At 52.6% G+C, this 26,923-nt stretch carries 24 protein-coding genes and 7 tRNA genes; 6 read left to right on the forward strand and 25 right to left on the reverse strand.

The features are described from left to right. Positions 1-107: 107 nt before the first annotated feature. The 5 genes from galE to gpmA all read left to right on the forward strand — a co-directional run bounded on the left by galE (position 108) and on the right by gpmA (position 5,425). Entirely contained in the window at positions 108-1,124 is a 1,017-nt protein-coding gene (galE, locus tag U0026_RS15685; protein ID WP_062774877.1) for a UDP-glucose 4-epimerase GalE, read from the forward strand. A gap of 10 nt (positions 1,125-1,134) precedes the next feature. Then, entirely contained in the window at positions 1,135-2,181 is a 1,047-nt protein-coding gene (gene galT / locus U0026_RS15690; protein WP_062774876.1) for a galactose-1-phosphate uridylyltransferase, read from the forward strand. Positions 2,182-2,183: 2 nt separating this feature from the next. Continuing rightward, positions 2,184-3,332 carry a galactokinase gene (gene galK, locus U0026_RS15695; RefSeq protein ID WP_062774874.1) on the forward strand — a complete coding sequence of 383 codons (1,149 nt, stop codon included), beginning with the start codon at positions 2,184-2,186 and terminating at the stop codon, positions 3,330-3,332. Further along, positions 3,326-4,366: a galactose-1-epimerase gene (gene galM / locus U0026_RS15700; protein WP_062774872.1), complete on the forward strand. Its 1,041-nt coding sequence runs from the start codon at positions 3,326-3,328 to the stop codon at positions 4,364-4,366. The genes galK and galM overlap by 7 nt, the downstream gene beginning before the upstream one ends. Before the next feature lie 306 nt (positions 4,367-4,672). Further along, on the forward strand, positions 4,673-5,425 hold the full coding sequence (gene gpmA / locus U0026_RS15705) for a 2,3-diphosphoglycerate-dependent phosphoglycerate mutase (RefSeq protein WP_062774870.1): 753 nt from the start codon (positions 4,673-4,675) through the stop codon (positions 5,423-5,425). Between the two features lie 95 nt (positions 5,426-5,520). Here the strand turns inward: gpmA and aroG are convergent, their stop codons facing one another. Beyond that, entirely contained in the window at positions 5,521-6,573 is a 1,053-nt protein-coding gene (aroG, locus tag U0026_RS15710) for a 3-deoxy-7-phosphoheptulonate synthase AroG (RefSeq protein ID WP_062774869.1), read from the reverse strand. 334 nt (positions 6,574-6,907) lie between these two features. Here aroG and zitB point away from each other — a divergent pair, with 334 nt between their 5' ends. Then, the gene (gene zitB, locus U0026_RS15715) at positions 6,908-7,852 is read left to right on the forward strand and encodes a CDF family zinc transporter ZitB (protein ID WP_062774867.1); all 945 of its coding nucleotides are present in this window, start codon (positions 6,908-6,910) and stop codon (positions 7,850-7,852) included. On the opposite strand, the gene pnuC is transcribed toward zitB, so the two are convergent. From pnuC to sucA, 24 genes are all read right to left on the reverse strand, one after another. Continuing rightward, a complete protein-coding gene (gene pnuC, locus U0026_RS15720) occupies positions 7,849-8,568 on the reverse strand; it encodes a nicotinamide riboside transporter PnuC (RefSeq protein ID WP_062774866.1) in 720 nt (239 codons plus the stop codon). The two genes, zitB and pnuC, sit on opposite strands and share 4 nt — an antisense overlap. Before the next feature lie 23 nt (positions 8,569-8,591). After that, positions 8,592-9,635, reverse strand: coding sequence for a quinolinate synthase NadA (gene nadA / locus U0026_RS15725; RefSeq protein WP_062774864.1), 1,044 nt, complete (start codon positions 9,633-9,635; stop codon positions 8,592-8,594). Positions 9,636-10,018: 383 nt separating this feature from the next. Next, a tRNA-Lys gene (locus U0026_RS15730) sits at positions 10,019-10,094 on the reverse strand. Between the two features lie 33 nt (positions 10,095-10,127). Next, positions 10,128-10,203 (reverse strand) — tRNA-Lys (locus U0026_RS15735). Positions 10,204-10,249: 46 nt separating this feature from the next. Next, positions 10,250-10,325: transfer RNA gene (locus tag U0026_RS15740), tRNA-Lys, on the reverse strand. A gap of 3 nt (positions 10,326-10,328) precedes the next feature. Continuing rightward, positions 10,329-10,404: transfer RNA gene (locus tag U0026_RS15745), tRNA-Val, on the reverse strand. Between the two features lie 52 nt (positions 10,405-10,456). Then, a tRNA-Lys gene (locus tag U0026_RS15750) sits at positions 10,457-10,532 on the reverse strand. A gap of 2 nt (positions 10,533-10,534) precedes the next feature. Beyond that, positions 10,535-10,610, reverse strand: a tRNA-Val gene (locus U0026_RS15755). A gap of 26 nt (positions 10,611-10,636) precedes the next feature. After that, a tRNA-Lys gene (locus tag U0026_RS15760) sits at positions 10,637-10,712 on the reverse strand. A 165-nt stretch (positions 10,713-10,877) separates the two neighbouring features. Further along, positions 10,878-11,666 carry a cell division protein CpoB gene (cpoB, locus tag U0026_RS15765; protein WP_062775081.1) on the reverse strand — a complete coding sequence of 263 codons (789 nt, stop codon included), beginning with the start codon at positions 11,664-11,666 and terminating at the stop codon, positions 10,878-10,880. A 9-nt stretch (positions 11,667-11,675) separates the two neighbouring features. After that, complete coding sequence (gene pal, locus U0026_RS15770) at positions 11,676-12,197, reverse strand: peptidoglycan-associated lipoprotein Pal (RefSeq protein ID WP_061283404.1); 522 nt, start codon at positions 12,195-12,197, stop codon at positions 11,676-11,678. A 38-nt stretch (positions 12,198-12,235) separates the two neighbouring features. Next, positions 12,236-13,528 (reverse strand): Tol-Pal system beta propeller repeat protein TolB, encoded by a 1,293-nt coding sequence (gene tolB, locus U0026_RS15775; RefSeq protein ID WP_062775083.1) that lies wholly within the window; start codon positions 13,526-13,528, stop codon positions 12,236-12,238. Between the two features lie 127 nt (positions 13,529-13,655). Then, on the reverse strand, positions 13,656-14,927 hold the full coding sequence (gene tolA, locus U0026_RS15780; protein WP_062775262.1) for a cell envelope integrity protein TolA: 1,272 nt from the start codon (positions 14,925-14,927) through the stop codon (positions 13,656-13,658). A gap of 90 nt (positions 14,928-15,017) precedes the next feature. Further along, entirely contained in the window at positions 15,018-15,446 is a 429-nt protein-coding gene (gene tolR, locus U0026_RS15785) for a colicin uptake protein TolR (protein WP_035892731.1), read from the reverse strand. Between the two features lie 3 nt (positions 15,447-15,449). Continuing rightward, a complete protein-coding gene (gene tolQ / locus U0026_RS15790; protein ID WP_126440800.1) occupies positions 15,450-16,142 on the reverse strand; it encodes a Tol-Pal system protein TolQ in 693 nt (230 codons plus the stop codon). Then, positions 16,139-16,543 carry a tol-pal system-associated acyl-CoA thioesterase gene (gene ybgC, locus U0026_RS15795; RefSeq protein WP_035892730.1) on the reverse strand — a complete coding sequence of 135 codons (405 nt, stop codon included), beginning with the start codon at positions 16,541-16,543 and terminating at the stop codon, positions 16,139-16,141. Before ybgC ends, tolQ begins: the two co-directional genes overlap by 4 nt. A gap of 146 nt (positions 16,544-16,689) precedes the next feature. After that, positions 16,690-16,986, reverse strand: a complete 297-nt coding sequence (gene ybgE, locus U0026_RS15800; RefSeq protein ID WP_062775084.1) for a cyd operon protein YbgE — start codon at positions 16,984-16,986, stop codon at positions 16,690-16,692. Continuing rightward, entirely contained in the window at positions 16,986-17,099 is a 114-nt protein-coding gene (gene cydX / locus U0026_RS15805) for a cytochrome bd-I oxidase subunit CydX (RefSeq protein WP_062775086.1), read from the reverse strand. Before cydX ends, ybgE begins: the two co-directional genes overlap by 1 nt. 14 nt (positions 17,100-17,113) lie before the next feature. Then, positions 17,114-18,253, reverse strand: coding sequence for a cytochrome d ubiquinol oxidase subunit II (gene cydB / locus U0026_RS15810; protein ID WP_062775088.1), 1,140 nt, complete (start codon positions 18,251-18,253; stop codon positions 17,114-17,116). Positions 18,254-18,268: 15 nt separating this feature from the next. Continuing rightward, positions 18,269-19,837, reverse strand: coding sequence for a cytochrome ubiquinol oxidase subunit I (gene cydA / locus U0026_RS15815; RefSeq protein WP_062775090.1), 1,569 nt, complete (start codon positions 19,835-19,837; stop codon positions 18,269-18,271). A gap of 851 nt (positions 19,838-20,688) precedes the next feature. Continuing rightward, positions 20,689-21,558 carry a succinate--CoA ligase subunit alpha gene (gene sucD / locus U0026_RS15820; protein WP_062775091.1) on the reverse strand — a complete coding sequence of 290 codons (870 nt, stop codon included), beginning with the start codon at positions 21,556-21,558 and terminating at the stop codon, positions 20,689-20,691. Continuing rightward, complete coding sequence (gene sucC, locus U0026_RS15825; protein WP_062775093.1) at positions 21,558-22,724, reverse strand: ADP-forming succinate--CoA ligase subunit beta; 1,167 nt, start codon at positions 22,722-22,724, stop codon at positions 21,558-21,560. Before sucC ends, sucD begins: the two co-directional genes overlap by 1 nt. A gap of 144 nt (positions 22,725-22,868) precedes the next feature. Continuing rightward, complete coding sequence (odhB, locus tag U0026_RS15830; protein WP_062775095.1) at positions 22,869-24,104, reverse strand: 2-oxoglutarate dehydrogenase complex dihydrolipoyllysine-residue succinyltransferase; 1,236 nt, start codon at positions 24,102-24,104, stop codon at positions 22,869-22,871. Positions 24,105-24,117: 13 nt separating this feature from the next. Continuing rightward, a complete protein-coding gene (gene sucA / locus U0026_RS15835; RefSeq protein WP_062775096.1) occupies positions 24,118-26,919 on the reverse strand; it encodes a 2-oxoglutarate dehydrogenase E1 component in 2,802 nt (933 codons plus the stop codon). Positions 26,920-26,923 lie beyond the last annotated feature (4 nt).

The following is a 26,923-nucleotide window of genomic DNA, read 5'->3' on the forward strand; positions in this document are numbered from 1 at the left end:
CCTGATTCCAGTAGTGTAAACGATTCCACTAATTTAGCCCATGTCACACTTTTGGCTTCTCTGTTATGCTAAGGTTCTTATATGCCATAAGCTTAACGGAGCTAAAAATGAAAGTATTGGTTACAGGTGGTAGCGGTTACATTGGAAGTCATACCTGCGTGCAACTGCTGCAACAAGGCCACGACGTGGTCATCCTCGACAACCTGTGCAACAGCAAACGCAGCGTCCTGCCAGTCATCACCCGTCTGGGCGGTAAGCAACCGTCATTCGTCGAAGGGGATATTCGCAACGAAGCATTGATGACCGAGATCCTGCGCGATCAGGCTATTGAAGCGGTGATCCACTTTGCAGGGCTTAAAGCCGTGGGCGAATCCGTACAGAAGCCGCTGGAATATTACGACAACAACGTCAACGGTACTCTGCGTCTGATTGCCGCCATGCGCGCAGCCAACGTGAAAAACTTCATTTTCAGCTCCTCCGCAACCGTCTATGGCGACCAGCCTAAAATCCCTTATGCCGAAAGCTTCCCAACCGGTACGCCGCAAAGCCCGTATGGCAAAAGCAAACTGATGGTGGAACAAATCCTCGCCGACCTGCAAAAGGCCCAGCCAGACTGGAGCATTGCGCTGCTGCGTTACTTTAACCCGGTTGGCGCACACCAATCTGGTGATATGGGCGAAGACCCGCAGGGCATCCCGAATAACCTGATGCCGTATATCGCGCAGGTTGCAGTAGGTCGCCGCGAATCGCTGGCTATTTTCGGCAACGACTACCCAACGCTTGATGGCACCGGCGTGCGTGACTACATTCACGTGATGGATTTGGCTGACGGCCACGTCGCGGCAATGGAAAAACTGGCAAACAAAGCTGGTGTACACATTTACAACCTCGGCGCAGGCGTCGGCAGCAGCGTGCTTGATGTGGTCAACGCATTCAGCAAAGCCTGCGGTAAACCGATTAACTACCACTTCGCTCCCCGTCGTGATGGCGATCTTCCAGCCTACTGGGCAGATGCGACAAAAGCGGATAACGAGCTGAACTGGCGTGTAACCCGTAACCTTGATGAAATGGCGCAGGACACCTGGCACTGGCAGTCCCGTCATCCACAGGGATATCCAGACTAAGGATTTTGTGATGACACAATTTAACCCCGTCGACCATCCACACCGCCGTTTTAATCCGTTAACCGGCCAGTGGATCCTTGTATCACCGCATCGTGCAAAGCGCCCATGGCAAGGGGCGCAAGAGATCCCAGCAAAACAAACGCTGCCCAAACACGATCCGGATTGCTTTTTATGCCCGGGTAATACCCGGGTGACGGGCGACAAAAACCCTGACTACACCAGCACCTACGTCTTTACTAACGATTTTGCAGCATTGATGACCGATACGCCGGATGCGCCGGAAAGTGATGATCCGCTGATGCGCTGCCAGAGCGCTCGCGGCACTAGCCGGGTTATCTGCTTCTCGCCGGATCACAGTAAAACGCTGCCGGAATTGAGCCTCGACGCCCTGCAATCGGTGGTGAAAACCTGGCAAGAACAGACGGCGGAACTGGGACAGAAATACCCGTGGGTACAGGTCTTTGAAAACAAAGGCGCGGCGATGGGTTGCTCGAACCCGCACCCGCACGGCCAGGTCTGGGCAAACAGCTTCTTGCCGAACGAGATCGACCGCGAAGACCGTCTGATGCGTGAATATTACGCGCAGCACAACGCGCCGATGCTGGTGGATTACGTCACCCGCGAGCTTGCCGACGGCAGCCGTACCGTGGTGGAAACTGAGCATTGGTTAGCGGTCGTACCTTATTGGGCTGCATGGCCGTTCGAAACACTGCTGTTGCCAAAAGCCCACGTGCTGCGCATCACCGAGTTAACCGATGCTCAGCGTGACGATTTGGCACTGGCGTTCAAAAAACTCACCAGCCGTTACGACAACCTGTTCCAATGCTCCTTCCCCTACTCAATGGGCTGGCACGGCGCACCGTTCAATGGCGAAGAGAATGCACACTGGCAGCTGCACGCGCACTTCTATCCGCCGCTGCTGCGTTCCGCCACCGTGCGTAAGTTTATGGTCGGGTACGAAATGCTGGCAGAGACCCAGCGTGACCTGACGGCAGAACAAGCCGCTGAGCGCCTGCGCGCTGTCAGCGACATCCACTTTCGCGAATCCGGAGAATAACAATGAGTCTGAAAGATAAAACACAAACCCTGTTTGCTGAAAAATTTGGCTACCCTGCTACTCACGTGATTCAGGCTCCGGGCCGCGTTAACCTGATTGGCGAGCACACTGACTATAACGACGGCTTCGTGCTGCCGTGCGCCATTGATTACCAGACCGTAATTAGCTGTTCACCGCGTGATGACCGTCTGGTCCGGGTGATTGCCGCCGACTACGACAATCAAATTGACGAGTTTTCTCTCGACGCGCCTATCGTCGCTCATGACACCCAGCAATGGTCAAACTACGTGCGCGGCGTGGTGAAGCACCTGCAAAAACGCAATAACGGGTTTGGCGGCGCCGACCTGGTCATCAGCGGTAACGTGCCACAGGGCGCGGGCCTAAGTTCTTCCGCATCTTTGGAAGTGGCGGTCGGTACCGTCTTCCAGCAGCTGTATCATCTGCCACTTGATGGCGCACAGATTGCGCTGAACGGCCAGGAAGCGGAAAACCAATTTGTCGGCTGTAACTGCGGCATCATGGATCAGTTGATTTCAGCGCTGGGCAAGAAAGACCACGCGCTGCTGATCGACTGCCGGACGCTGGGCACCAAAGCAGTCTCGATGCCAGAAGGCGTTGCGGTCGTCATCATCAACAGTAATTTCAAACGCACTTTGGTCGGTAGCGAGTACAACACTCGCCGCGAACAGTGTGAGATCGGCGCACGTTTCTTCCAGCAGCCAGCACTGCGTGATGTGACTATCAACGAATTTAACGCGGTAGCCCACGACCTTGATCCTATCGTAGCCAAACGCGTTCGCCACGTGCTGACTGAAAACGCGCGTACCGTGGAAGCGGCCTCAGCATTGGAAAAAGGCGATCTGTTACGTATGGGTCAGTTGATGGCTGAATCTCACGCCTCTATGCGTGATGATTTCGAAATCACCGTGCCGCAAATCGATACCCTAGTCGAAATTGTGAAAGCGACCATCGGCGATAAAGGCGGCGTGCGTATGACCGGCGGCGGTTTCGGCGGTTGTATCGTAGCTCTGATCCCTGAAGCACTGGTTTCAACCGTACAACAGGCGGTTGCCGAGCAATACGAAGCCAAAACCGGTATCAAAGAGACGTTCTATGTCTGTAAACCTTCACAAGGAGCAGGTCAGTGCTAACTCAATCCACTACGCTGGCTAAAGATGGCCAGCCGTATCAACTGATCACGTTACGTAACGCCAATCACGTTGTCGTGACCTTAATGGACTGGGGCGCGACGCTGTTGTCCGCGCAAATCCCTATGCAAGACGGCAGCGTACGCGAAGCGCTGTTAGGCTGCGCGACGCCTGAACAATACCCTGAACAGGCAGCTTTTCTGGGCGCATCTATTGGTCGCTACGCTAATCGTATCGCCAACAGCCGATTTCAGCTTGACGGAAAAACGGTCACCGTTTTACCCAGCCAGGGTGAGCACCAGCTGCACGGCGGGCCGGAAGGTTTTGATAAGCGCCGCTGGGCTATCGCCTCGCAAACAGCAACAGAGGTGGTATTTACCCTGACCTCAGCCGATGGTGATCAAGGTTATCCGGGTGAGCTCAAAGCGACGGCAACTTACCGCCTGACCGAGGATAACCGTATCTCAATTGAGTACCGCGCGACGGTCGATAAAGCCTGCCCGGTCAACCTGACCAACCATGTTTACTTCAACCTCGACGGCGCACAGACCGATGTTCGTCATCATACATTGCAGCTGTTGGCGGATGAGTATCTGCCGGTAGATGAGAGCGGAATTCCTCATGACGGGTTAAAAGCGGTTGCTAATACCAGCTTTGATTTCCGCCAGCCGAAAACCGTCGCGCAAGATTTCTTGAGTGATGACGACCAGAAAAAGGTCAACGGGTACGATCATGCATTCCTGCTGCAAGCGCAGGGTGATGCAAGTCTGCCCGTCGCCAATGTCTGGTCGCAGGATAAGAAGTTGCAGATGGCGGTCTACACCTCGGCGCCGGCAATCCAGTTTTACGCCGGTAACTTCCTGGAGGGCACCCTCTCCCGCACAGCACAGCCGTATGCCGCGTGGCAGGGTCTGGCGCTGGAAAGTGAGTTCCTGCCGGATAGCCCAAATCATCCTGAATGGCCACAACCAGACTGTGTGCTGCGCCCGGGTGAAGAGTACATCAGCCTGACGGAATATCAGTTTATCGCGTTGTAAGTTAGCGCATGAATAGCGCCGCACAGCCCGGGGGGCGGAATTAATGCCTCGCCCGGGCTTTCGCCTGTAGCCCGGCCAAGCGAAGCGCCGCCGGGAATCCCTCGTTCCACCGCTCCTTCTCGTCGATATTTTCGCCATTTCGCTGAAAGCATCGCCATACAAAGACAAAAAAATAACGCTGAGTTCACATGTGCCTTACACTGGGGCACTATTTTCGCTATGGTTATGCATAAGCGTTGCTGCCGAGCCAATCGCAGTAATATAATGAGAATTATTATCATTCAATAAAGCTTGAGGAGTGAAAGTATGGCTGTAACTAAGCTGGTACTGGTTCGTCACGGTGAAAGTCAGTGGAACAACGAAAACCGCTTTACCGGTTGGTACGACGTTGATCTGTCTGAGAAAGGCGTTAGCGAAGCAAAAGCGGCAGGTAAACTGCTGAAAGCAGAAGGCTTCAGTTTTGATTTTGCTTACACCTCCGTGCTGAAACGTGCCATCCACACTCTGTGGAACGTGCTGGACGAATTAGATCAGGCCTGGCTGCCGGTTGAGAAATCCTGGAAACTGAACGAGCGTCACTACGGGGCGTTGCAGGGTCTTAACAAAGCCGAAACCGCTGAAAAATACGGTGACGAGCAGGTAAAACAATGGCGTCGTGGCTTCGCTGTCACCCCACCAGAGCTGACCAAAGATGATGAGCGCTACCCGGGTCATGACCCACGTTACGCGAAACTGACCGATAAAGAGCTGCCAACCACAGAGAGCCTGGCGCTGACCATCGAACGTGTTGTGCCTTATTGGGACGAAACCATTCTGCCACGCCTGAAAAGCGGTGAGCGCGTGATTATCGCCGCTCACGGTAACTCCCTGCGTGCGCTGGTGAAATACCTGGACAACATGGGCGAAGATGAAATCCTCGAACTGAACATCCCAACCGGCGTACCGCTGGTGTATGAGTTTGACGAAAACTTCAAGCCGATTAAACGTTACTACCTGGGTAACGCTGATGAGATCGCAGCAAAAGCAGCTGCGGTAGCTAACCAGGGTAAAGCGAAGTAATTTTCGCTGTGGGTTAAATGAAAAAAGCGTGGGAAATCCCACGCTTTTTTATTTCGGTGCGTCCCCGGCGGCGCTTTGCCTGGCCGGGAAACATATCAGCTTCGACGCGCTTTTACCGCGTTTGCCAGTTGGCGCAGGATAGTGTCAGTGTCATCCCAGTTGATGCACGCATCGGTGATGCTCTTACCGTAAACCAGTGGTTCACCGCTATCCGGGTTCTGATTACCTTCCACCAGATGGCTTTCGATCATCACGCCCATAATCGCTTTCTCGCCGCTCGCCACCTGCTGGCAAACGTCCGCCCCCACTTCCATCTGCTTTTTGTACTGCTTGCTGGAGTTGGCATGGCTGAAGTCAATCATGATTTGCGCAGGCAGGCCCGCTTTCGCCAGCCCCTCTTTCACCGCTGCTACGTGGGAAGCACTGTAGTTTGGCTCTTTACCGCCACGCAGAATGATATGGCAATCACCGTTACCGCTGGTGTTCACGATCGCCGAATGACCCCATTTGGTCACCGACAGGAAGCAGTGCGGCGCACCGGCAGCATTAATCGCATCAATTGCGACCTTAATCGTGCCATCCGTACCATTTTTGAAGCCGACCGGACAAGAAAGACCGGAAGCTAGCTCGCGGTGAACCTGTGATTCAGTGGTACGTGCGCCAATCGCGCCCCAGCTCATCAAATCGGCCAGATATTGCGGGGTGATCATATCAAGGAACTCACCCGCCGCAGGCAGGCCGGTATCGTTGATGTCCAGCAGCAATTTACGGGCAATACGCAGGCCGTCATTAATCTGGAAGCTGTTATCCATATGCGGATCGTTAATCAGCCCTTTCCAGCCTACGGTGGTGCGCGGTTTTTCAAAATAGACGCGCATGACAATTTCAAGTTCGCCCTGCAATTCCTCGCGAATCTTCAGCAGACGCTGAGCGTACTCTTTTGCTGCAAGGGGGTCATGAATAGAGCATGGACCTATCACCACCAGTAGACGATCGTCTTCGCCTTTCAGGATCTGATGGATCGCCTTACGCGCATGAGAGACAGTGTTCGCGGCGTTTTCAGTGGCGGGAAATTTTTCAAGGAGTGCTACAGGAGGTAATAACTCGTTGATCTCTTTAATGCGTAAATCGTCGTTCAGATAATTCATGACTATTCCAGTGTTGCCATACTTATATTGATGAGTGCAATCCCTTCAATCTATATCGTCATTCAAAAAGTGTAAACAGGATTTTACACTTTTACCGGAGAATAACTAAAAAACCCCTACAAAATGGAGTTTAATTTCATTAAAAAGAAGGTTAAACGCCTAATATCAGAATAAGACGCTACCAACACACTAAAAAACAATATATTTCAATTAAACACCCACGCTCATGCACTATTTTCACCCCACGAACATCGTCAGCTATTTTTGTGCGCAGAAAGCAAAGATCTGCAATGATGTCAGATAGTCGCATTCGAAATTGGGAAGGATGAACTTCATGTCACATGGGCAGGATCCGCATTCACACGCAGCTGCAAAGGATGGTAATGCCCGTCGTTTGCAGCTGGCTTTTGGCGTTACCGCCGGATTTATGGTTATCGAAGCTATTGGCGGTGTCATTTCCGGTTCACTGGCGCTGCTGGCCGATGCCGGCCATATGTTGACGGACTCGGCCGCCCTGCTGTTTGCCCTGTTGGCGGTCCACTTCGCCCGCCGTCCTCCTGGCGGTCGCCATACTTTCGGCTGGCTTCGACTAACAACTATCGCCGCCTTCGTTAATGCCATTGCCCTGCTGTTTATTATTATTTTAATCGTCTGGGAAGCGGTGAAACGTTTCTACACCCCACAGCCGGTGGCGGGTGCCACCATGATGGTCATCGCTGTTGCTGGGCTATTAGCGAATATTCTGGCGTTCTGGATACTGCATCGTGGCAGTGAGGAAAAGAACCTGAACGTGCGTGCGGCGGCACTGCATGTGATGGGCGATCTATTGGGCTCGGTTGGCGCGATTATTGCCGCAGTCGTTATCATGACCACTGGCTGGACACCTATTGATCCGATTCTGTCAGTCCTGGTTTCATGCCTTGTGCTGCGCAGTGCATGGTCGCTGCTAAAAGAGAGTCTGAATGAACTGCTGGAGGGAGCTCCACGGACGATTGACGTGGCAGCATTAAAACGCAATATGCGCCGCTCACTACCGGAAGTGCGCGATGTCCATCATGTGCATGTCTGGTTAGTGGGCGAAAAACCGCTGATGACGTTGCACGTGCAGGTGGTGCCACCACACGATCATGATGGCCTGCTGGATAAAATTCATCATTTTCTCGAAGAACAATATCAGATAGAGCATGCGACCGTGCAGATGGAGTATCAGCCTTGTAGCGGCCCGGAATGCCGCCTTAACGAGGCGCATTCCGGACACGAACATCATCACCACCATTAATGGATTAACGCGCGAGAGCCTCGCTCACGCGCGCTTTTCATCCACATCCGGCTACCGTTAAGCGCAATAAAGGTCAGGATCAAATATTCCAGCGCCATGGCATAAACGCCCTGAAGGGCAAAGATAGCCACACTGATCACGTTAATCACGACCCACAGCAGCCAGTTCTCGACGTATTTGCGCGTCATCAATACCATCGCGGCAATCGACAATACCATCATGCATGAATCCCAGAATGGGAAAGCATCCGGTTGTAGCACCGGCATCGACACATTCATACCCATACTCTGCATAACGCCGACGGCGACTTGCGTTAAGACGGCAAAAACAGGATCGATATAGACGGTCATCAGGCCAATCGCAATGACACAGGCCGCAAGCCAGGCCATCGCTTTAGGCAACGGCAGCCAACGAATTTGCAGTTCAGCTTCATTCTGACTGGTTTGGCGTGACCAGGCGTACCAGCCATAAAGGTTGGCCGCAAAGAAGAAAAGCTGTAGTAGAAGGCTTGCGTACAGTTGGATCTGGAAAAAGATGATCGCAAACAGCGTGACGTTAATCAGCCCAAACAGGTAGTTAACGATCTTCTCAAGGCTTGCCAGCCAGATACACAGCAGGCCCGCAATCGTGCCGATGGCTTCAATCCATGACAGATCATAGCCTCCAGCCCCCAGCGGGATATGCACAAGAATATTTTGCGTACTTAAAAAATCCATTTTAACTCCAGCGTATTAGACGGTTACCCACGAAGTGTAGCCGCAAAATCCAGCATCCGGTTAAGCGGAATTAACGCCCCTTGTCGCAGCGCTTCATCCACATGAATTTCATGCGCAGCGCCGCCATTCTCCAGGCTTTCGGCAATAGCCTTAAGGCCATTCATCGCCATCCACGGACAGTGTGCGCAGGTACGGCAGGTCGCCCCTTCCCCGGCCGTCGGCGCTTCGAACAATTCCTTATCCGGAACGGCTTGCTGCATTTTATAGAAGATTCCGCGATCGGTAGCCACGATAAGCTGCTGGTGGGGTAACGTTTTCGCTGCATTGATGAGTTGGCTGGTGGAACCTACCGCGTCGGCCATATCGACAATCGCCTGCGGTGATTCTGGATGCACGAGCACCGCCGCCTGCGGATAAAGTGCTTTCATGCGTTCCAGCGCCTGGGTTTTAAACTCATCGTGAACGATACAGGCACCTTGCCAGCACAGGATGTCTGCACCCGTTTGTTTTTGCACGTAGTGGCCAAGATGACGATCCGGTGCCCAGATGATTTTCTCACCCAGGCTGTCGAGATGTTCAATCAGTTCAACGGCAATGCTGGATGTCACCACCCAGTCGGCACGCGCTTTCACCGCCGCTGAAGTATTGGCATAGACCACGACGGTGCGATCCGGGTGTGCGTCACAGAACTCATTGAACGCATCAATGGGACAGCCAAGGTCCAGTGAACACTCCGCATCCAGCGTTGGCATCAAGATCGTTTTTTCAGGACTGAGGATTTTCGCGGTTTCGCCCATAAAACGCACGCCCGCTACCAGCAGCGTTGAAGCAGGATGTTTTGCACCAAAACGCGCCATCTCCAGAGAATCAGATATACAGCCACCGGTCTCTTCCGCCAGCTGTTGAATTTCGGGATCGGTGTAGTAGTGCGCCACCATGACGGCATCACGTTCCTTGAGCAACCGCTTGATTTTCTCGCGATAAAATCGTTTTTCATCGAGACTTAGCGGAACAGGCTTAGGCGGGAATGGGTAAATTGCGGCTTCTGGGTCAAACATCACGCTCATCATGCTTCTCGTTTTACTGGCTTAACGAAATAAACGGTTATTCGGCGAAGATTCGCCGCTACCACGGCAATATGTTTTATATGCTAAACAAGATAGCCGATTACGTGAGAAAAGTCGTGGTGAATTTTGTGCCCTTCCCCTGGTGTCGATACTTCGCATCTCGTCCAGGCTACAGGTAAACGCAAAGGTAGCACGGTCGAGCGTCAGCGACGTCGGGGATGCTCTAAAGGTGGGTATCAAATCGCAGATAGCAAAAAGGCGCCTTTAGGGCGCCTTTCTACACTGGTGGGGCGTGCAGGATGACTCGACTTCGTCTCGCCCTACGGGCCGTTGCTAAAGCAACGTTATCCTTCACGTTTAACATCTACGTATGATGTTAGATTTGGTGGGGCGTGCAGGATTCGAACCTGCGACCAATTGATTAAAAGTCAACTGCTCTACCAACTGAGCTAACGCCCCCATTTGGGGTGTACTACTTTAATCTTTTCAGGATGGTGGGGCGTGCAGGATTCGAACCTGCGACCAATTGATTAAAAGTCAACTGCTCTACCAACTGAGCTAACGCCCCATTAGGGTGCCGCCTGAAAGATTTTTACTCGGAACCACCATTAAGATGGTGGGGCGTGCAGGATTCGAACCTGCGACCAATTGATTAAAAGTCAACTGCTCTACCAACTGAGCTAACGCCCCGAGTGGTGGGTGATGACGGGATCGAACCGCCGACCCCCTCCTTGTAAGGGAGGTGCTCTCCCAGCTGAGCTAATCACCCGATACTGCGCTGGATACTACATCTACTGCTTTCACCGTGCCCACCATAATGATGGTGGGGCGTGCAGGATTCGAACCTGCGACCAATTGATTAAAAGTCAACTGCTCTACCAACTGAGCTAACGCCCCGGTGGTGGGTGATGACGGGATCGAACCGCCGACCCCCTCCTTGTAAGGGAGGTGCTCTCCCAGCTGAGCTAATCACCCAATACGACGCTGGATACTGCTTTAAGTGGTGGGGCGTGCAGGATTCGAACCTGCGACCAATTGATTAAAAGTCAACTGCTCTACCAACTGAGCTAACGCCCCACTTTTTTCGTCACTTTCAGGCTGTTCGATATCCCTTGGCAACGGCGGCATATATTACTGAATTCAGAATTCTGCGCAACAAAAATTTCGACAAAGATCACTTAACTGCTTATGTTTCATGCGGGAAGACCAGAAATAACACGATTTCTGGTCTTACTTCACGCATTACAGCCCGCTAAGACGTTTTTGCGCTTGCTTCGCACCGTCGGTCCCCGGGTACTTGCTGACAACCTGCTGGTAAACCGCTTTCGCTTTTGCGGTATCCCCTTTGTCTTGCATGATCACCCCAACCTTAAACATTGCATCAGCCGCTTTAGGCGACTTCGGATAGTTTTTCACCACCGATGCAAAGTAGAACGCTGCGTCATCTTTTTTACCCTTGTTGTAATTCAACTGTCCTAGCCAATAATTCGCATTTGGCTGATAGGTTGAGTCAGGGTACTTCTTGATGAAGTTCTGAAATGCTGCAATCGCATCATCCTGGCGAGCACTATCCTTCACCAGCGCGATAGCCGCGTTGTAATCGGTATTGGCATCACCTGTCTGTGCAGGTGCGCCTGAAGCCGCTGTATTACCGCCAGCAGGTGCTGGTGCTGCCGTCGTATTGCTTTGGTCACCCGAAGCCGACTGCGTCTGCGCACCACCGCTGCTTAAGCTGTCAATTTGCAGCATGATCTGTTTTTGACGATCCACCACCTGATTCAACTGATACTGACTTTCCTGGATCTGACCACGAAGGGCGTCAATATCGGTCTGGTTATCGGAGAGTTGTTGCTGGAGTTGGGTCAAAAGCTGACTGTGAGCATTGGAAATACGCTCGAGTTGAGTGACACGGTCTTCGACCGAGCCTGAGCCGACACTACTGATTGGCGCCTGCGCAAAAGCGGCCCAGGGGGCCGCTATGCCAACCAGTAACGACAGACTCAACATGTGATGTCTGAAGTTACTGCTCATGCAATTCTCTTAGTAAACCAGTACGGCACGACGGTTTTTGGAATAAGCCGCTTCGTCGTGACCCAGTACTGCAGGTTTTTCTTTACCGTAAGAAACGATGGAGATCTGGTCAGCTGAAACGCCTTTACCCTGCAGGTACATTTTAACAGCGTTAGCACGACGTTCACCCAGGGAGATGTTGTACTCAGGAGTACCACGTTCGTCCGCGTGACCTTCTACGGTGACTTTGTAAGACGGGTTGCTACGCAGGAAGTTCGCGTGAGCATCCAGCATTGCAGCGAAGTCAGAACGGATATCGTACTTGTCGAGATCGAAGTAGACGATGTTGTTCTGCTGCAGCTGCTGCATCTGAAGACGCGCTTGCTCTTCAGAAGACATGTTGCCGTTACCGTTAGCATCCATACCAGTGCCGGCACCCAGCATGCCTTCGCCGCTCTGGTCATTGCTAGCGTTCTTGTTAGAAGAACATGCCGCGATTGCCATAACAGGCAGAGCGATCATCAGCCCTTTCAGCACTTTGTTCAGTTGCATTTCTATGATTCCTTTAGTAATCAATTGTTTAATTATTATTACAGATACGGCGACCAGGCAGGGAATTTGACCTGTCCATCAGTTGCCGGAAGACGCGCTTTGAAACGCCCATCTGTAGAAACCAGATTCAGCACGGATCCCATCCCCTGAGAAGAGCTGTAGATTACCATAGTGCCGTTAGGTGCCAGACTTGGCGTTTCGTCCAGGAACGTTGACGACAGTACTTGTACGCCACCCGCTACCAGATCCTGCTTAGCAATGTGCTGCTGGCCGTTAGCCGAGCTGACCATTACCATTAACTTACCGTCGCTGCTGACATCAGCATCCTGGTTCTGTGAACCTTCCCAGGTAATACGCTGCGGAGCACCGCCGTTAACATTAACTTTATACACCTGCGGACGACCGGCCTGGTCAGACGTAAAGGCCAGATTCTGGCTGTCCGGGAACCATGTTGGTTCGGTGTTGTTGCTGCGACCATCGGTCACCTGACGGATCTGACCGGAGCCGATATCCATCACGTACAGGTTCAGACTACCGGTTTTAGACAAAGCAAACGCCAGTTTACTGCCATCCGGAGAGAACGATGGTGCACCGTTGTGACGCGGGAATGACGCAACCTGACGAACAGCGCCGTTTGCCAGAGTCTGGATAACCAGCGCTGAACGACCGCTTTCGAAGGTAACGTAAGCCAGTTTAGAACCGTCTGGAGACCATGCCGGTGACATCAGCGGCTGTGGAGAACGGTGAACCACAAACTGGTTATAACCATCGTAATCAGAAACGCGCAGTTCATACGGGAACTGGCCGCCGTTGGTCTGAACGACATAAGCGATACGAGTACGGAATGCGCCTTTAATGCTGGTCAGCTTCTCGAACACTTCGTCACTCGCAGTATGACCTGCATAACGCAGCCACTGTTTGTTCACTTTGTAAGTGTTCTGTGCCAATACGGTACCTGGTGCGGCACCGGTATCAACCAGTTGATAAGACACACTATAGCTGCCGTCAGCGTTCGGGGTTACCTGACCGACAACAACGGTATCGATGCCCAGCGCAGACCAGGCCGCAGGCTGAACTTCCTGAGCGGAACCCGGCTGCTGTGGCAGACGAGATCTGTCTAATGGGTTAAATTTCCCGCTGTTACGCAGGTCAGCGCCAACAATGCCGCCAATATCTTCAGGCGCAGCCCCTGGCCCCGCCCACTTGAATGGAACAACACCAATCGGGCGTGCTGAGTCTACCCCTTGGGTAATCTCGATACGTACTTCTGCGTGCAGCACAGCTGCCCACAGCATCAGAAAACCAAATGCTACTCGTAATGCCTGCTTCATCATTTCTCCCTTATCCAGGCGGAAAGCCCACGATAATTTAGCAGAATGTTAACAAACTAAAATATACAAAACTACCAGAATACTGTCTCAACCTTAGACTGTTTTCCCCGAATATTCGGGGAATTCATTACAGTTTGAAATCCAGCTTGGCATCTTTAATTTTTTCATAAACAGCCTGGCTAGGCGGTTTAGGAATCTTGGCTGTTTTCGCAGCAGTCAGTGCAGCCTGGCACAAAGCAGGGTCTCCCCCCTCCTCCGTCACATCCAGCAATAAACCATCGGAAGCAAGCTTGATATGCAGTACGCAGGATTTACCCGCAAACATATCCGCGCCGTATAAACGGCTTTGGATTGCATTACGAATTTGAGTTGCATAAGCACTGATATCAGAGCCTGAAGCCCCACCATTCGCCCCACTTGTTCCACTATCTTTTGCTGGTTGCCCACTACCTTTTGCACCACCACCCGATTTCGGCGCATTCTTACCTGAGCTAAGATCGCCCAGCAGATCGTCAACTCCAGAAGCGGCAGCGGCTTTTTCGGCAGCGGCTTTCTTGGCTACGGCCTTATCAGCTGCTGCTTTATCTGCTGCAGCTTTCTTATCCGCAGCCGCTTTCTCGGAAGCCGCCTTTTTGTCTGCCGCCGCTTTCGCAGCAGCAGCGGCTTTAGCAGCTTCAGCTTTTTCTGCAGCGGCGGCGGCTTTGTCAGCAGCCGCTTTTTCTGCTGCAGCCTTTTTCTCAGCGGCAGCTGTCGCTTTCTTCTCAGCATCTGCAGCGGCTTTCGCAGCAGCAGCTTCAGCGACTTTTTTAGCATCTGCTGCAGCTTTCACCGCTTCAGCTTCCGCTTTTTTCTGTGCATCGGCAGCGGCTTTCTTCACAGCTTCCGCAGCAACCTTCGCCTGCGCATCTGCTTTTACTTTAGCATCCGCTGCGGCTTTAACAGCAGCTTCCGCCGCTTCTTTGGCCTGAGTATCCGCCTTCGCTTTAGCATCAGTAGCCGCTTTCGCTGCTGCTTCTTCAGCCTGTTTTTGCTGTTCCTGTGCCTGCTTCGCCGCATCCTGCGCCTGTAAACGCTCTTTCTCCAGCGCTTTTAGACGTTCCTGCTCAGCAGCTTGTTTTTCACGCAATTCTTCAGCCTGCTGCTGGGCCTGTTTCTCACGCTGCTCTTGCGCACGTTTAGAACTGGCCTGCTGCTGCTGTGTACGATTATAGTTCTCGACGACCGCACCGGGATCGACCATAACCGCATCGATCGACGAACCGCCGCCACCGCCGGCTGCAGCGTCTATGTGCTCATCGAACGAACTCCAGATCAGCGCTGCAAAAAGAATGACGTGCAGCACTGCTGAAATAATTATCGCTCGTTTAAGCTTGTCGTTTTGCTCGGTTGCCTTTGACACTCTCGGTTCCCAAAACTTTTCACCCATTACCCTACCGCACGCGACGTAGATTGTTCCCAACCCACGTCAGCCTGTGCGGCATGTCAGCGATTAAATCGGTTGGGTCATTAACCCGACCGATTTCACCCCAGCGCTGTGTAACAGGTTAAGCGCTTTAATTATTTCATCATAAGGCACGTCTTTCGCGCCCCCAATTAAGAAGACCGTTTTCGGATTCGCCTGCAAACGACGCTGCGCTTCAGCAACCACCTGTTCAGGCGGCAGCTGCGGCATCTTCTCTTGACCAACGTTCACGCTGTATTGTCCTACACCGGACACCTCAACAATGACCGGTGGTTCATCATTGCTGCTAACAGCCTGTGATTCGGTTGCATCAGGGAGATCCACTTCCACGCTCTGCGTAATGATCGGCGCTGTCGCCATAAAGATCAGCAGCAGCACCAACAACACATCCAGCAGCGGAACGATGTTAATTTCGGACTTCAGTTCGCGACGTCCGCGTCCACGTGCTCTGGCCATGGCTTACCCCTTGTTGCTCTCGCTGACGGTAAAAGCCTGACGGTGCAGAATGGCGGTGAACTCTTCCATAAAGTTGTCGTAGTTCAGCTCCAGCTTATTCACGCGCTGGTTTAGACGGTTGTACGCCATAACCGCAGGAATAGCCGCAAAGAGACCGATAGCCGTGGCGATCAACGCTTCCGCGATACCAGGAGCCACCATCTGCAACGTTGCCTGTTTTACCGCACCGAGTGCGATAAAGGCGTGCATGATCCCCCAAACAGTACCAAACAGACCGATATACGGGCTGATTGAACCCACGGTGCCGAGGAAGGGAATGTGTGTCTCCAGCGTTTCCAGTTCACGGTTCATGGAGATACGCATTGCACGTGACGCCCCTTCCACGACCGCTTCAGGTGCATGGTTGTTAGCACGATGCAAACGAGCAAACTCTTTAAACCCGCTATAGAAGATTTGTTCAGAGCCCGCTAAATTCTCACGGCGCCCCTGGCTCTCCTGATACAGGCGAGACAGTTCGATGCCGGACCAGAATTTATCTTCGAACGCTTCAGCCTCGCGGGTTGCCGTGTTAAGGATGCGCGTTCTCTGGATAATGATGGCCCAGGATGCGATTGAAAAACCAATCAAAATCAGCATGATAAGTTTAACCAGAAGGCTTGCCTTCAGGAACAAATCAAGGATGTTCATGTCAGTCACTGCTTAAACTCCGCGACAATAGACTTGGGAAGCGCACGAGGCTTCATGATGAGTGGATCAACACAGACAATCAGGACTTCAGCTTCGTTCAGTACCTTATTTTCCGCGTTGACTATTCGCTGCGTGAATACCATTGAGGTACCCCGCATTGATGTAATTTCTGTCTGGACTTCGAGCATATCGTCGAGTCGCGCCGCTGCAAAGTATTCCAGCGTCATTTTACGCACGACAAAGGCCACGCGTTCAGCCAGCAGAACCTGTTGGCTGAAGTGATGGTGACGCAGCATCTCTGTGCGTGCTCTTTCATAGAAAGCCACATAGCTGGCGTGGTAAACCACACCCCCAGCATCGGTATCTTCGTAGTAGACCCGTACTGGCCATCGAAACAGCGTTGTATTCACTTTACGTCCCGGTAATGCAAAATAATTTTTGGGTTTTTGAACTTCGCTACTATACGCGCGGGAATGATGGTTTGGAATGGGGAGAAGTAAACGGAGAGTAAATTTTTATGGGCTTGTGCAAGCCCATCATTATCAGGCGAGAATTTTCACTGGTAAAAGAAAAATATCAGCCCGGCAAATAATACCAAATCAGCGATGAGTGGACAGAAAATCCCCTGCCAGTGAATCGAGCGTGGGCGGAATCCCACCCCGTGAATCACCCCTGCGCACACCGACCACATCAGCAGAAAACCATGCCAGATTTCCAGCTCGCTGGTCTTCGCCGCAAAACGCGTCGGATCCCAGAAAATGCAGCCCGCCAGTGCGAGAGCCATAATAAGGGAAAGCGCCCGCAAGGGGCGCTTATCCATTATCGCGTACAACGTTGCGATAATTTTTTTCATCAGTGCTTTTCTTCACCCGCGTTGGTCGCTTCAACGTGCTCAAGCGCCAGGGCGGTGATCACGCCGAATGCACAGGCAAGAAGCGTTCCCAAAATCCATGCGAAATACCACATATTCAGCTCCTTACTTAGTACAGAGAGTGGGTGTTACGTTCGATATCTTCTTTGGTAATGCGACCGAACATTTTCCAGTAACACCAGCTGGTGTAGGCCAGAATAATCGGTACGAAGATAATCGCTACGTAGGTCATCAAGTTCAGCGTCAGCTGGCTAGATGTTGCATCCCACATGGTCAGGCTCGCATTCATCATTGTGCTAGAAGGCATGATGAACGGGAACATCGCAATGCCGGCAGTCAGAATGATGCACGCCAGGGTTAACGAGGAGAACAGGAATGCCCATGCACCCTTGTCTGCCTTGGTGAACACAATGGTCAGCAACGGCAGCACCACGCCCAGAGCAGGAATCGCCCACAGCGCTGGCATGTTGTTGAAGTTCACCATCCAGGCACCCGCTTCACGTGCAACTTCTTTAGTCATTGGGTTCGATGGGCCTGCGTGATCCATAACGGATTTCACGACATAACCATCAATACCGTAGTAGACCCAGACGCCAGCCAGAGCGAAGCACACCAGCGTCACCAGAGCCGCCACCATTGAGACATTACGAGTACGCAAGTGCAGTTCACCCACGGTACGCATCTGCAAATAGGTTGCGCCCTGCGTTAGGATCATCCCGACGCTCACGATACCCGCCAACAGACCAAACGGGTTCAGCAGTTGGAAGAAGTTACCGGTGTAGTACAGGCGCATATATTCGTCCATATGGAACGGTACGCCCTGCAACAAGTTACCAAACGCCACACCAATCACCAGCGGCGGCACGAAGCTACCGATGAAGATGCCCCAGTCCCACATGTTGCGCCAGCGGTTGTCTTCAATCTTCGAGCGGTAGTCAAAACCGACCGGACGGAAGAACAAGGATGCCAGCACAAGGATCATCGCCACATAGAAACCGGAGAACGCGGCGGCATACACCATCGGCCACGCTGCGAACAGCGCACCACCGGCGGTAATAAGCCACACCTGGTTACCGTCCCAGTGTGGGGCGATGGAGTTAATCATGATCCGACGCTCGGTGTCATTACGACCGAGGAAACGGGTGAGCATGCCCACCCCCATGTCGAACCCATCGGCGACGGCAAACCCAATCAGCAAGATGCCGATCAGTAGCCACCAGATAAAACGCAATACTTCATAATCGATCATTTGACGACTCCTGTCTTAGCGTGCCGGCTGAGTAGTCGCGGTAGACTGCTCATAGTGGTAACGACCGGTTTTCAGGCTGCTTGGTCCCTTACGGGCAAATTTGAACATCAGATACAGCTCTGCTACGAGGAACAGGGTGTACAGACCACAAATCAGCAGCATCGAGAAGATCAGGTCGCCTGCGGTCAGGCTGGAGTTAGCGACTGCCGTTGGCAGCACCTCACCAATCGCCCACGGCTGACGGCCGTATTCCGCAACGAACCAACCGGACTCAATCGCAATCCATGGCAGCGGAATCGCATACAGCGCAGTGCGCAGCAGCCATTTTTTGGTGCCAATCTGGTTACGAATAACAGTCCAGAAGGACGCGGCAATAATCGCCAGCATCAGAATGCCGCACGCCACCATGATACGGAAGGCGAAGTACAGTGGCGCAACGCGTGGAATAGAATCTTTGGTTGCCTGAGAAATCTGAGCTTCGGTCGCATCCGAAACATTTTCGGTATAGCGTTTGAGCAGCAGACCATAACCCAGGTCTTTCTTGATGTTGTTAAACTCATCGCGAACCGCCTGGTCTTTCGAGCCACCGCGCAGCTGTTCCAGCAGCGAGTAAGCCTTCATACCGTTACGGATACGCTCTTCGTGTTGCACCATCAGGTCTTTCAGACCGGTCACCTGCTTATCAACAGAGCGGGTGGCAATGATACCGAGCGCGTAAGGAATTTGAATGGCGAAATGGTTTTCCTGCGCATCCTGATCCGGAATACCAAACAGGGTAAAGGCCGCTGGTGCTGGCTGAGTTTCCCATTCGGCTTCAATCGCAGCCAGTTTGGTTTTCTGTACGTCACCCATTTCGTAACCGGATTCATCACCCAGAACGATAACAGAGAGAATAGCCGCCATACCGAAGCTTGCTGCAATGGCGAAAGAGCGCTTCGCAAATGCGAAGTCACGGCCGCGCAGCATATAGTAGGAGCTAATACCGAGGACGAACATGGCACCACAGACGTAGCCAGAAGCGACGGTGTGGACGAATTTAACCTGTGCGACCGGGTTTAAGACCAGCTCGGAGAAGCTGACCATTTCCATACGCATGGTTTCAAAGTTGAAGTCGGAGGCAATCGGGTTCTGCATCCAACCGTTCGCCACCAGAATCCACAGTGCGGAGAGGTTGGAGCCAAGCGCCACCAGCCAGGTGACAGCCATGTGCTGGACTTTACCCAGACGATCCCAACCGAAGAAGAACAGACCTACAAAGGTAGATTCGAGGAAGAAGGCCATTAAGCCTTCGATGGCCAGCGGCGCACCGAAGATATCGCCTACATAGTGGGAATAGTAAGACCAGTTAGTCCCGAACTGGAACTCCATGGTCAAACCGGTCGCCACACCCAGCGCAAAGTTGATACCAAACAACTTGCCCCAGAACTTGGTCATATCTTTATAAATCTGTTTGCCGGAAAGGACGTAGACCGTTTCCATGATTGCCAGCAGGAACGCCATACCTAGCGTCAGCGGAACAAACAGGAAGTGGTACATCGCGGTCAAGGCAAACTGCAAGCGCGACAGTTCGACTATATCTAACATCATGACTCCTTGCTCATCGCATGAAGACTCCGAGATTGAACCCTTAGCTGGATTCAAACACATGCCCCAATACAAATTGATTTGTCCCCTTCCCTACTGCCGCCCCATGCTGAGGACAGAAAACGGTAATAAGTGAAAGTTACAAACGTGTTAATAAAAAACTCAATTGATCCCTAAAATATATTACGCTGTAAAACCCTTACAATAAACAGGTTTTTATTGGAGAAGTTTTACGTTTTTCGACGGTGATCAATTTATAGCGAATCAAGTGACTTTCAGCCAATTTGATCCACGACAATTTAACGGTTTTACCCACTTATATCCAGTCATTACATATTGATTTAAATCAACTTAAACTGGATTTGTTAATTTTGTTTTTAATTGGGTGGCGTGATGAATAAATTGTTAACGATGTGTATTTAATTTGAGCGCATCAGTTGCCAAATAAGGTGCAATTGAGCCTAAAGGTAATTGGATTTAACGCAAACACGCAAGGATAGTCAGAAATACCCCGCATAGTTCAAAGTAGACCCTTCGTCATTTTTTTCCACCCCTGGCGAAACCCCAAATCAAAAATAACAATTTGTTCACTTTAAATATTAATGCATTAACATTCACCGTATTCATCAATCATCCAGCTCACTACCACTTTAGGAGCAAAAATGATTGTTCGCGCAAAAAACAGTCGATAAAAGTCAACATAAATGGGCTGCTGTACATCAATGCAACAACGCCCTCGAAAAAATACACAAAAAAAGGCCGCCCAGGGGCGGCCAACCATGTCGAAACTAACATATAAGGCCCCCTCTTTCCCTGTACAAAGCGGGAATTCAGTGAGGGAGCAGAGAGGATTACTTGATGACTGACTTCAGCGCTTCGCCAATATCGGCCAAGCTGCGAACCGTTTTCACACCAGCTGCTTCCAGTGCCGCAAACTTCTCGTCTGCAGTACCTTTACCGCCAGCGATGATCGCGCCTGCGTGGCCCATACGCTTGCCTTTCGGCGCGGTCACACCCGCGATGTAACCGACAACCGGTTTGGTGACGTGTTCTTTGATATACGCAGCCGCTTCTTCTTCAGCGCTACCGCCGATTTCGCCGATCATCACGATAGCTTCAGTCTGCGGATCTTCCTGGAACAGCTTCAGGATATCGATGAAGTTAGAGCCCGGGATCGGGTCGCCGCCGATACCCACACAGGTGGACTGGCCAAAACCGTAATCGGTAGTCTGTTTAACCGCTTCATAGGTCAGCGTACCGGAACGGGAAACGATACCCACTTTACCCGGCTTGTGAATATGGCCCGGCATGATGCCGATTTTGCATTCACCTGGGGTGATAACACCTGGGCAGTTCGGGCCGATCATACGCACGCCGGCTTCATCCAGTTTTACCTTCACGGTCAGCATATCCAGCGTTGGGATACCTTCGGTGATGGTGATAATCAGTTTGATGCCTGCATCGATAGCTTCCAGGATGGAGTCTTTGCAGAACGGTGCCGGAACGTAGATAACAGTCGCCGTTGCGCCCGTCGCTTCTACCGCTTCACGCACGGTGTTGAATACCGGCAGATTCAGGTGCGTGGTGCCGCCTTTACCTGGGGTGACGCCGCCAACCATCTGCGTGCCGTAAGCAATCGCCTGTTCGGAGTGGAAAGAACCCTGGCTACCGGTAAAGCCCTGACAGATAACCTTGGTGTTTTTATCGATTAAAATGGACATTATTTCCCCTCCACTGCGGCAACAACCTGCTGTGCTGCGTCCGTCAGACTTTTCGCTGCAATAATATTCAGGCCGCTGTCAGCCAATTTTTTCGCGCCGAGTTCGGCGTTGTTGCCTTCCAGACGAACGACAACCGGGACGTTAACGCCCACTTCAGCTACTGCGCCGATGATACCGTCGGCGATCAGATCACAACGGACGATACCGCCGAAGATGTTCACCAGAACCGCTTTCACGTTGTCATCAGAGAGGATGATTTTGAAGGCTTCGGTCACGCGCTCTTTGGTTGCGCCGCCGCCAACGTCAAGGAAGTTAGCCGGTTCGCCGCCGTGCAGTTTAACGATATCCATGGTGCCCATTGCCAGGCCCGCGCCGTTAACCATACAGCCGATGTTGCCGTCGAGTGCAACGTAGTTCAGTTCCCACTGTGCAGCCTGCGCTTCACGTGGATCTTCCTGAGACTGGTCGCGCATTTCGCGCAGGTCAGCCTGGCGGAACAGTGCGTTGCCGTCAGCGCCCAGTTTGCCGTCGAGGCAGATCAGGTCGCCCTGTTTGGTGACAACCAGTGGGTTGATTTCGATAAGCGCCAGGTCGCGCTCAAGGAAGATGTTTGCCAGACCCATAAAGATTTTGGTGAACTGCTGAACCTGTTTACCTTCCAGACCCATTTTGAACGCCAGTTCACGCCCCTGGTAAGGCATAGGGCCTGCCAGTGGATCCAGTGCAACTTTGTGGATCAGATGTGGGGTTTCTTCCGCCACTTTCTCAATTTCCACGCCGCCTTCGGTAGACGCCATGAACACCACGCGACGAGAGCTACGGTCAACAACCGCGCCCAGGTACAGTTCTTTACCGATATCAGTCGCAGCTTCTACCAGAATCTGGTTAACCGGCTGACCGTGTGCATCCGTCTGATAGGTCACCAGACGTTTGCCCAGCCAATGCTCAGCGAAAGCGCGGATGTCTTCTTTGGAGTTAACGACCTTCACACCGCCCGCTTTACCGCGGCCACCAGCGTGAACCTGACATTTCACTACCCACGGGCCAGCGCCGATTTTTGAAGCGGCTTCTTCTGCTTCGCGCGGAGTAGTACAGGCATAACCCACCGGAGCCGGTAAGCCATAGCGGGCAAAGAGTTGTTTTGCCTGATATTCATGTAAGTTCATGTGTTCTATCCATCCTTCAGGTAATCATTATCTTAAACCGTAGGCCTGATAAGACGCGCTAGCGCCGCCATCAGGCATTGCATCAACGCCGGATGGCGGCGTAAACGCCTTATCCGGCCTACGGGCAGGTGATACTCTTATTTACTACACGTCCAGCAGCAGACGGGTTGGATCTTCCAGCAACTCTTTAATGGCTACCAGGAAGCCTACCGATTCGCGTCCATCAATCAGACGGTGGTCGTAGGACAACGCCAGGTACATCATTGGCAGAATTTCCACTTTGCCATCTACAGCCATCGGACGGTCTTTAATGGCATGCATACCCAGAATCGCGCTCTGAGGCGGGTTGATAATCGGGGTAGACATCAGGGAACCGAACACACCGCCGTTGGTAATGGTGAAGTTACCGCCAGTCAAGTCTTCTACGGTCAGTTTGCCGTCGCGGCCTTTCAGGGCCAGCGTTTTGATGTTCTTTTCAATGTCAGCCATGCCCAGTGCATCAACGTCGCGCAGAACCGGGGTTACCAGGCCACGCGGCGTAGAAACGGCCATACTCACGTCGAAATAGTTGTGGTAAACGACATCTTCGCCATCGATAGATGCGTTCACTTCTGGGTAGCGCTTCAGCGCTTCAACGACGGCCTTCACGTAGAAGGACATAAAGCCCAGACGGATACCGTGACGTTTTTCAAATGCGTCACCGTACTGCTTACGCAGGTCCATGATTGGCTTCATGTTGACTTCGTTGAAGGTCGTCAGCATTGCGGTTGAGTTTTTCGCTTCCAGCAGACGCTCGGCAACGCGTTTGCGCAGACGGGTCATTGGAACACGTTTCTCAGAGCGACCCGCCAGTGGCGCAACCGGAGCAGTCGTTGCCGCTGCCGCTGGTGCCGCCTCAGCTTTCGCTGGTGCTTTCGCTGGTGCTTTTGCCAGATGTTTCTCAACATCTTCGCGAGTCAGACGTCCGCCGACACCAGAACCTTTGATCGCATTCGCATCAAGGCTATGTTCAGCCAACAGGCGACGAATCGCTGGGCTTAAGGCCTCATTGTTTTGCTCTTCCAGCGACGCCTGTTGGCGCTGGGCTGGAGTCGATTCTTTGCTTTCTGTCTTAGCACTGCTTTCTTTACCCGCGCTGTTACCTTCACGCAGGCGACCCAGGATCTGACGGGAGGTCACGGTTGTGCCTTCATCTTCCAGAACGGCATCCAGAATGCCATCCGCCGACGCCGGTACTTCCAGTACCACTTTGTCAGTTTCGATTTCTACCAGCACTTCATCACGCACTACCGCATCGCCAGGTTTTTTATGCCAGGTTGCCACGGTAGCATCCGCTACGGATTCAGGCAGGTCGGGAACCAGAATATCTACGCTACTCATTTTGTATCCTTAATTAATCGACGTTCAGCGCGTCATTGACCAGATCTTGTTGTTGCTTCTGGTGAACAGACATATACCCTACCGCCGGCGAGGCGGAGGCTGGGCGACCTGCGTAACGCAGAGCGGCCCCAAATGGAATCACATCACGGAAATGATGCTGACTGCAGTACCAAGCGCCCTGGTTAAGAGGCTCTTCCTGGCACCAGACAAAATCATGGACGTGAGCAAAGGGTTTCAATGCTTCTTGTACTGCCTGGTGCGGGAACGGATACAGCTGTTCGACACGCACGATGGCAACATCTTTTTGATCGTTTTTGCGACGTTGTTCCAGCAGGTCGTAGTACACCTTACCAGAGCACAGTACGACGCGTTTCACTGCCTGCGGATCCAGTTCGTCAATCTCACCAATGGCTGGCATAAAGGTTCCGTTCGCCAGTTCGTCAAGTGAGGAAACCGCCAGCGGATGGCGCAGCAGCGATTTCGGTGACATCACCACCAGCGGACGACGCATACCGCGCAGTGCCTGACGACGCAGCATGTGATAAACCTGAGCCGGGGTCGATGGTACGCAAACCTGCATGTTTTGCTGAGCGCAAAGTTGCAGATAACGTTCCAGACGCGCGGAGGAGTGCTCCGGTCCCTGACCTTCGTAGCCGTGCGGCAGCAGCATCACCAGACCGCACATACGGCCCCATTTCTGCTCACCGGAAGAGATGAACTGGTCAATAACAACCTGAGCACCGTTGGCGAAGTCGCCGAACTGCGCTTCCCAGATGGTCAGCGTGCGCGGTTCAGCCGTCGCATAACCGTATTCAAAGGCCAGCACCGCTTCTTCAGACAGCACAGAGTCCCAAACCTTAAAATCGCCCTGCCCGTTGTGGACATGTTGCAGCGGCGTATAGGTTGAACCGTTAGACTGGTTATGAATCACCGCGTGACGGTGGAAGAAGGTTCCGCGACCGGCATCTTCGCCTGACAGACGAACCGGTACGCCTTCATCAACCAGCGTGGCATACGCCAGGTTTTCCGCGCCGCCCCAGTCAAACAATTTATCGCCCGCAGCCATGGACTGACGATCACCGTAGATCTTCGCGACACGGGACTGCATTTCAATCGCTTCAGGGATCGTACTGATACGGTTAGCCAGCTCCTGTAGACGCTTCATGTCAACCTTGTTCGGGTAGCTTTCATCCCACTCGTGGTTGAGGTACGGCGACCAGGTAAAGGAGTGCATGTTCATAGGACGCCACTCTTTCACCACGCATTCGCCCGCGTCGAGCGCATCGCGATACAGGTTAACCATCTCGGTGGCATCTTCCAGCGTCGCGACTTTCTCCGCTTCCAGCTTGTCAGCGTAGATTTTGCGCGGGGTCGGATGCTTTTTGATTTTCTGGTACATCAGCGGCTGGGTTGCACTCGGCTCGTCGGCTTCGTTGTGGCCGTGACGGCGATAGCAAACCAGGTCGATGAACACATCGCGTTTGAAAGTATTACGGAAGTCCAGCGCCAGACGGGTAACGAAAGCCACCGCTTCCGGGTCATCTGCGTTGACGTGAAAAATTGGCGCCATCACCATCTTACCGATGTCGGTACAGTATGGCGTTGAGCGTGCATCCAACGGGTTCGAGGTGGTGAAGCCAACCTGGTTGTTGATAACGATGCGAACGGTACCGCCCACTTCGTAACCGCGCGCTTTGGACATGTTCAGGGTTTCCTGAACTACGCCCTGCCCAGCGACCGCCGCATCACCGTGAATGGTGATTGGCAGAACCTGATTAATGCTTGGCTGTTCCAGGCGGTCAAGTCGCGCACGAACGGAGCCGATAACCACAGGACTTACGATTTCCAGGTGCGACGGGTTAAACGCCAGCGCCAGGTGAACCAGACCGCCTTCAGTTTCTATATCGGAAGAGAAGCCCATGTGGTACTTCACGTCGCCGGTGCCGAGGTGTTCTTTATGTTTGCCGGAGAACTCGTCAAACAACTCCTGAGACTGTTTGCCCAGGACGTTGATCAGGACGTTCAGACGACCGCGGTGCGCCATACCTAGCACCACTTCACGCGTGCCGCTCTTACCGGCATGGCGGATCATCTCTTTGAGCATAGGTACCAGCGCATCGCCGCCTTCCAGCGAGAAGCGCTTAGCGCCCGGGAATTTCGCACCCAGGTAGCGTTCCAGACCTTCAGCTGCGGTCAGTTCGCTCAAGAAGCGAGTCTTTTCTTCAGCGCTGAACGTGGCGTGCCCCGCTTCAAAACGCTGCTGAATCCAACGTTTTTCTTCGGTGCTGGTAATGTGCATGTATTCCGCGCCAATGTGGCCGCAGTAGGTTTGTTTGAGCGCTTCAATCAGCTCGCCCAGCTTCATCGTCTCTTTGCCGATAGCAAAGGAACCGACGTTAAAGCTTTCCTGGAAGTCAGCGTCCGTCAGATCGTGGAAAGCAGGATCCAGATCAGCAACGATATCTTGTTTCCACAGTCCCAGCGGATCGAGGATCGCATGCTGGTGACCACGGAAGCGATAGGCGTTGATAAGCTGCAGGACTTTAACCTGCTTAGCATTCGCATCTGGATCGGAAATAGAGGAGGAGTAACGTGAGGCATCCTTCGCCAGACGACGGAAATAATCACGTGTTGTGGAATGGAGTTGATCCGGTTTGACTCCGGTGCCAGGTAACTGCTGGAACGTCGAACGCCAGTTAGCGTCTACCGAGTCAGGGTCGGTTAAGAAGTCTTCATAGAGCTGTTCTATCCAGCTCTGGTTAGAGCCAGAGAGGTAAGAAGAGTCCAACCAGGCTTTCAAAGCGCTGTTCTGCATCGTG

The organism is Kluyvera intermedia, assembly GCF_034424175.1.
Classification (GTDB): Bacteria; Pseudomonadota; Gammaproteobacteria; order Enterobacterales; family Enterobacteriaceae; genus Kluyvera; species Kluyvera intermedia.

What these genes read in the sequence shown, in the direction of transcription:
- galE (WP_062774877.1), top strand. Translation starts at nt 108, where the DNA reads ATGAAAGTATTGGTTACAGGTGGTAGCGGTTACATTGGAAGTCATACC.
- galT (WP_062774876.1), top strand. Translation starts at nt 1,135, where the DNA reads ATGACACAATTTAACCCCGTCGACCATCCACACCGCCGTTTTAATCCG.
- galK (WP_062774874.1), top strand. Translation starts at nt 2,184, where the DNA reads ATGAGTCTGAAAGATAAAACACAAACCCTGTTTGCTGAAAAATTTGGC.
- gpmA (WP_062774870.1), top strand. Translation starts at nt 4,673, where the DNA reads ATGGCTGTAACTAAGCTGGTACTGGTTCGTCACGGTGAAAGTCAGTGG.
- aroG (WP_062774869.1), bottom strand. Translation starts at nt 6,573, where the DNA reads ATGAATTATCTGAACGACGATTTACGCATTAAAGAGATCAACGAGTTA.
- zitB (WP_062774867.1), top strand. Translation starts at nt 6,908, where the DNA reads ATGTCACATGGGCAGGATCCGCATTCACACGCAGCTGCAAAGGATGGT.
- pnuC (WP_062774866.1), bottom strand. Translation starts at nt 8,568, where the DNA reads ATGGATTTTTTAAGTACGCAAAATATTCTTGTGCATATCCCGCTGGGG.
- nadA (WP_062774864.1), bottom strand. Translation starts at nt 9,635, where the DNA reads ATGAGCGTGATGTTTGACCCAGAAGCCGCAATTTACCCATTCCCGCCT.
- cpoB (WP_062775081.1), bottom strand. Translation starts at nt 11,666, where the DNA reads ATGAGCAGTAACTTCAGACATCACATGTTGAGTCTGTCGTTACTGGTT.
- pal (WP_061283404.1), bottom strand. Translation starts at nt 12,197, where the DNA reads ATGCAACTGAACAAAGTGCTGAAAGGGCTGATGATCGCTCTGCCTGTT.
- tolB (WP_062775083.1), bottom strand. Translation starts at nt 13,528, where the DNA reads ATGAAGCAGGCATTACGAGTAGCATTTGGTTTTCTGATGCTGTGGGCA.
- tolR (WP_035892731.1), bottom strand. Translation starts at nt 15,446, where the DNA reads ATGGCCAGAGCACGTGGACGCGGACGTCGCGAACTGAAGTCCGAAATT.
- ybgE (WP_062775084.1), bottom strand. Translation starts at nt 16,986, where the DNA reads ATGAAAAAAATTATCGCAACGTTGTACGCGATAATGGATAAGCGCCCC.
- cydX (WP_062775086.1), bottom strand. Translation starts at nt 17,099, where the DNA reads ATGTGGTATTTCGCATGGATTTTGGGAACGCTTCTTGCCTGTGCATTC.
- cydB (WP_062775088.1), bottom strand. Translation starts at nt 18,253, where the DNA reads ATGATCGATTATGAAGTATTGCGTTTTATCTGGTGGCTACTGATCGGC.
- cydA (WP_062775090.1), bottom strand. Translation starts at nt 19,837, where the DNA reads ATGTTAGATATAGTCGAACTGTCGCGCTTGCAGTTTGCCTTGACCGCG.
- sucD (WP_062775091.1), bottom strand. Translation starts at nt 21,558, where the DNA reads ATGTCCATTTTAATCGATAAAAACACCAAGGTTATCTGTCAGGGCTTT.
- sucC (WP_062775093.1), bottom strand. Translation starts at nt 22,724, where the DNA reads ATGAACTTACATGAATATCAGGCAAAACAACTCTTTGCCCGCTATGGC.
- odhB (WP_062775095.1), bottom strand. Translation starts at nt 24,104, where the DNA reads ATGAGTAGCGTAGATATTCTGGTTCCCGACCTGCCTGAATCCGTAGCG.
- sucA (WP_062775096.1), bottom strand. Translation starts at nt 26,919, where the DNA reads ATGCAGAACAGCGCTTTGAAAGCCTGGTTGGACTCTTCTTACCTCTCT.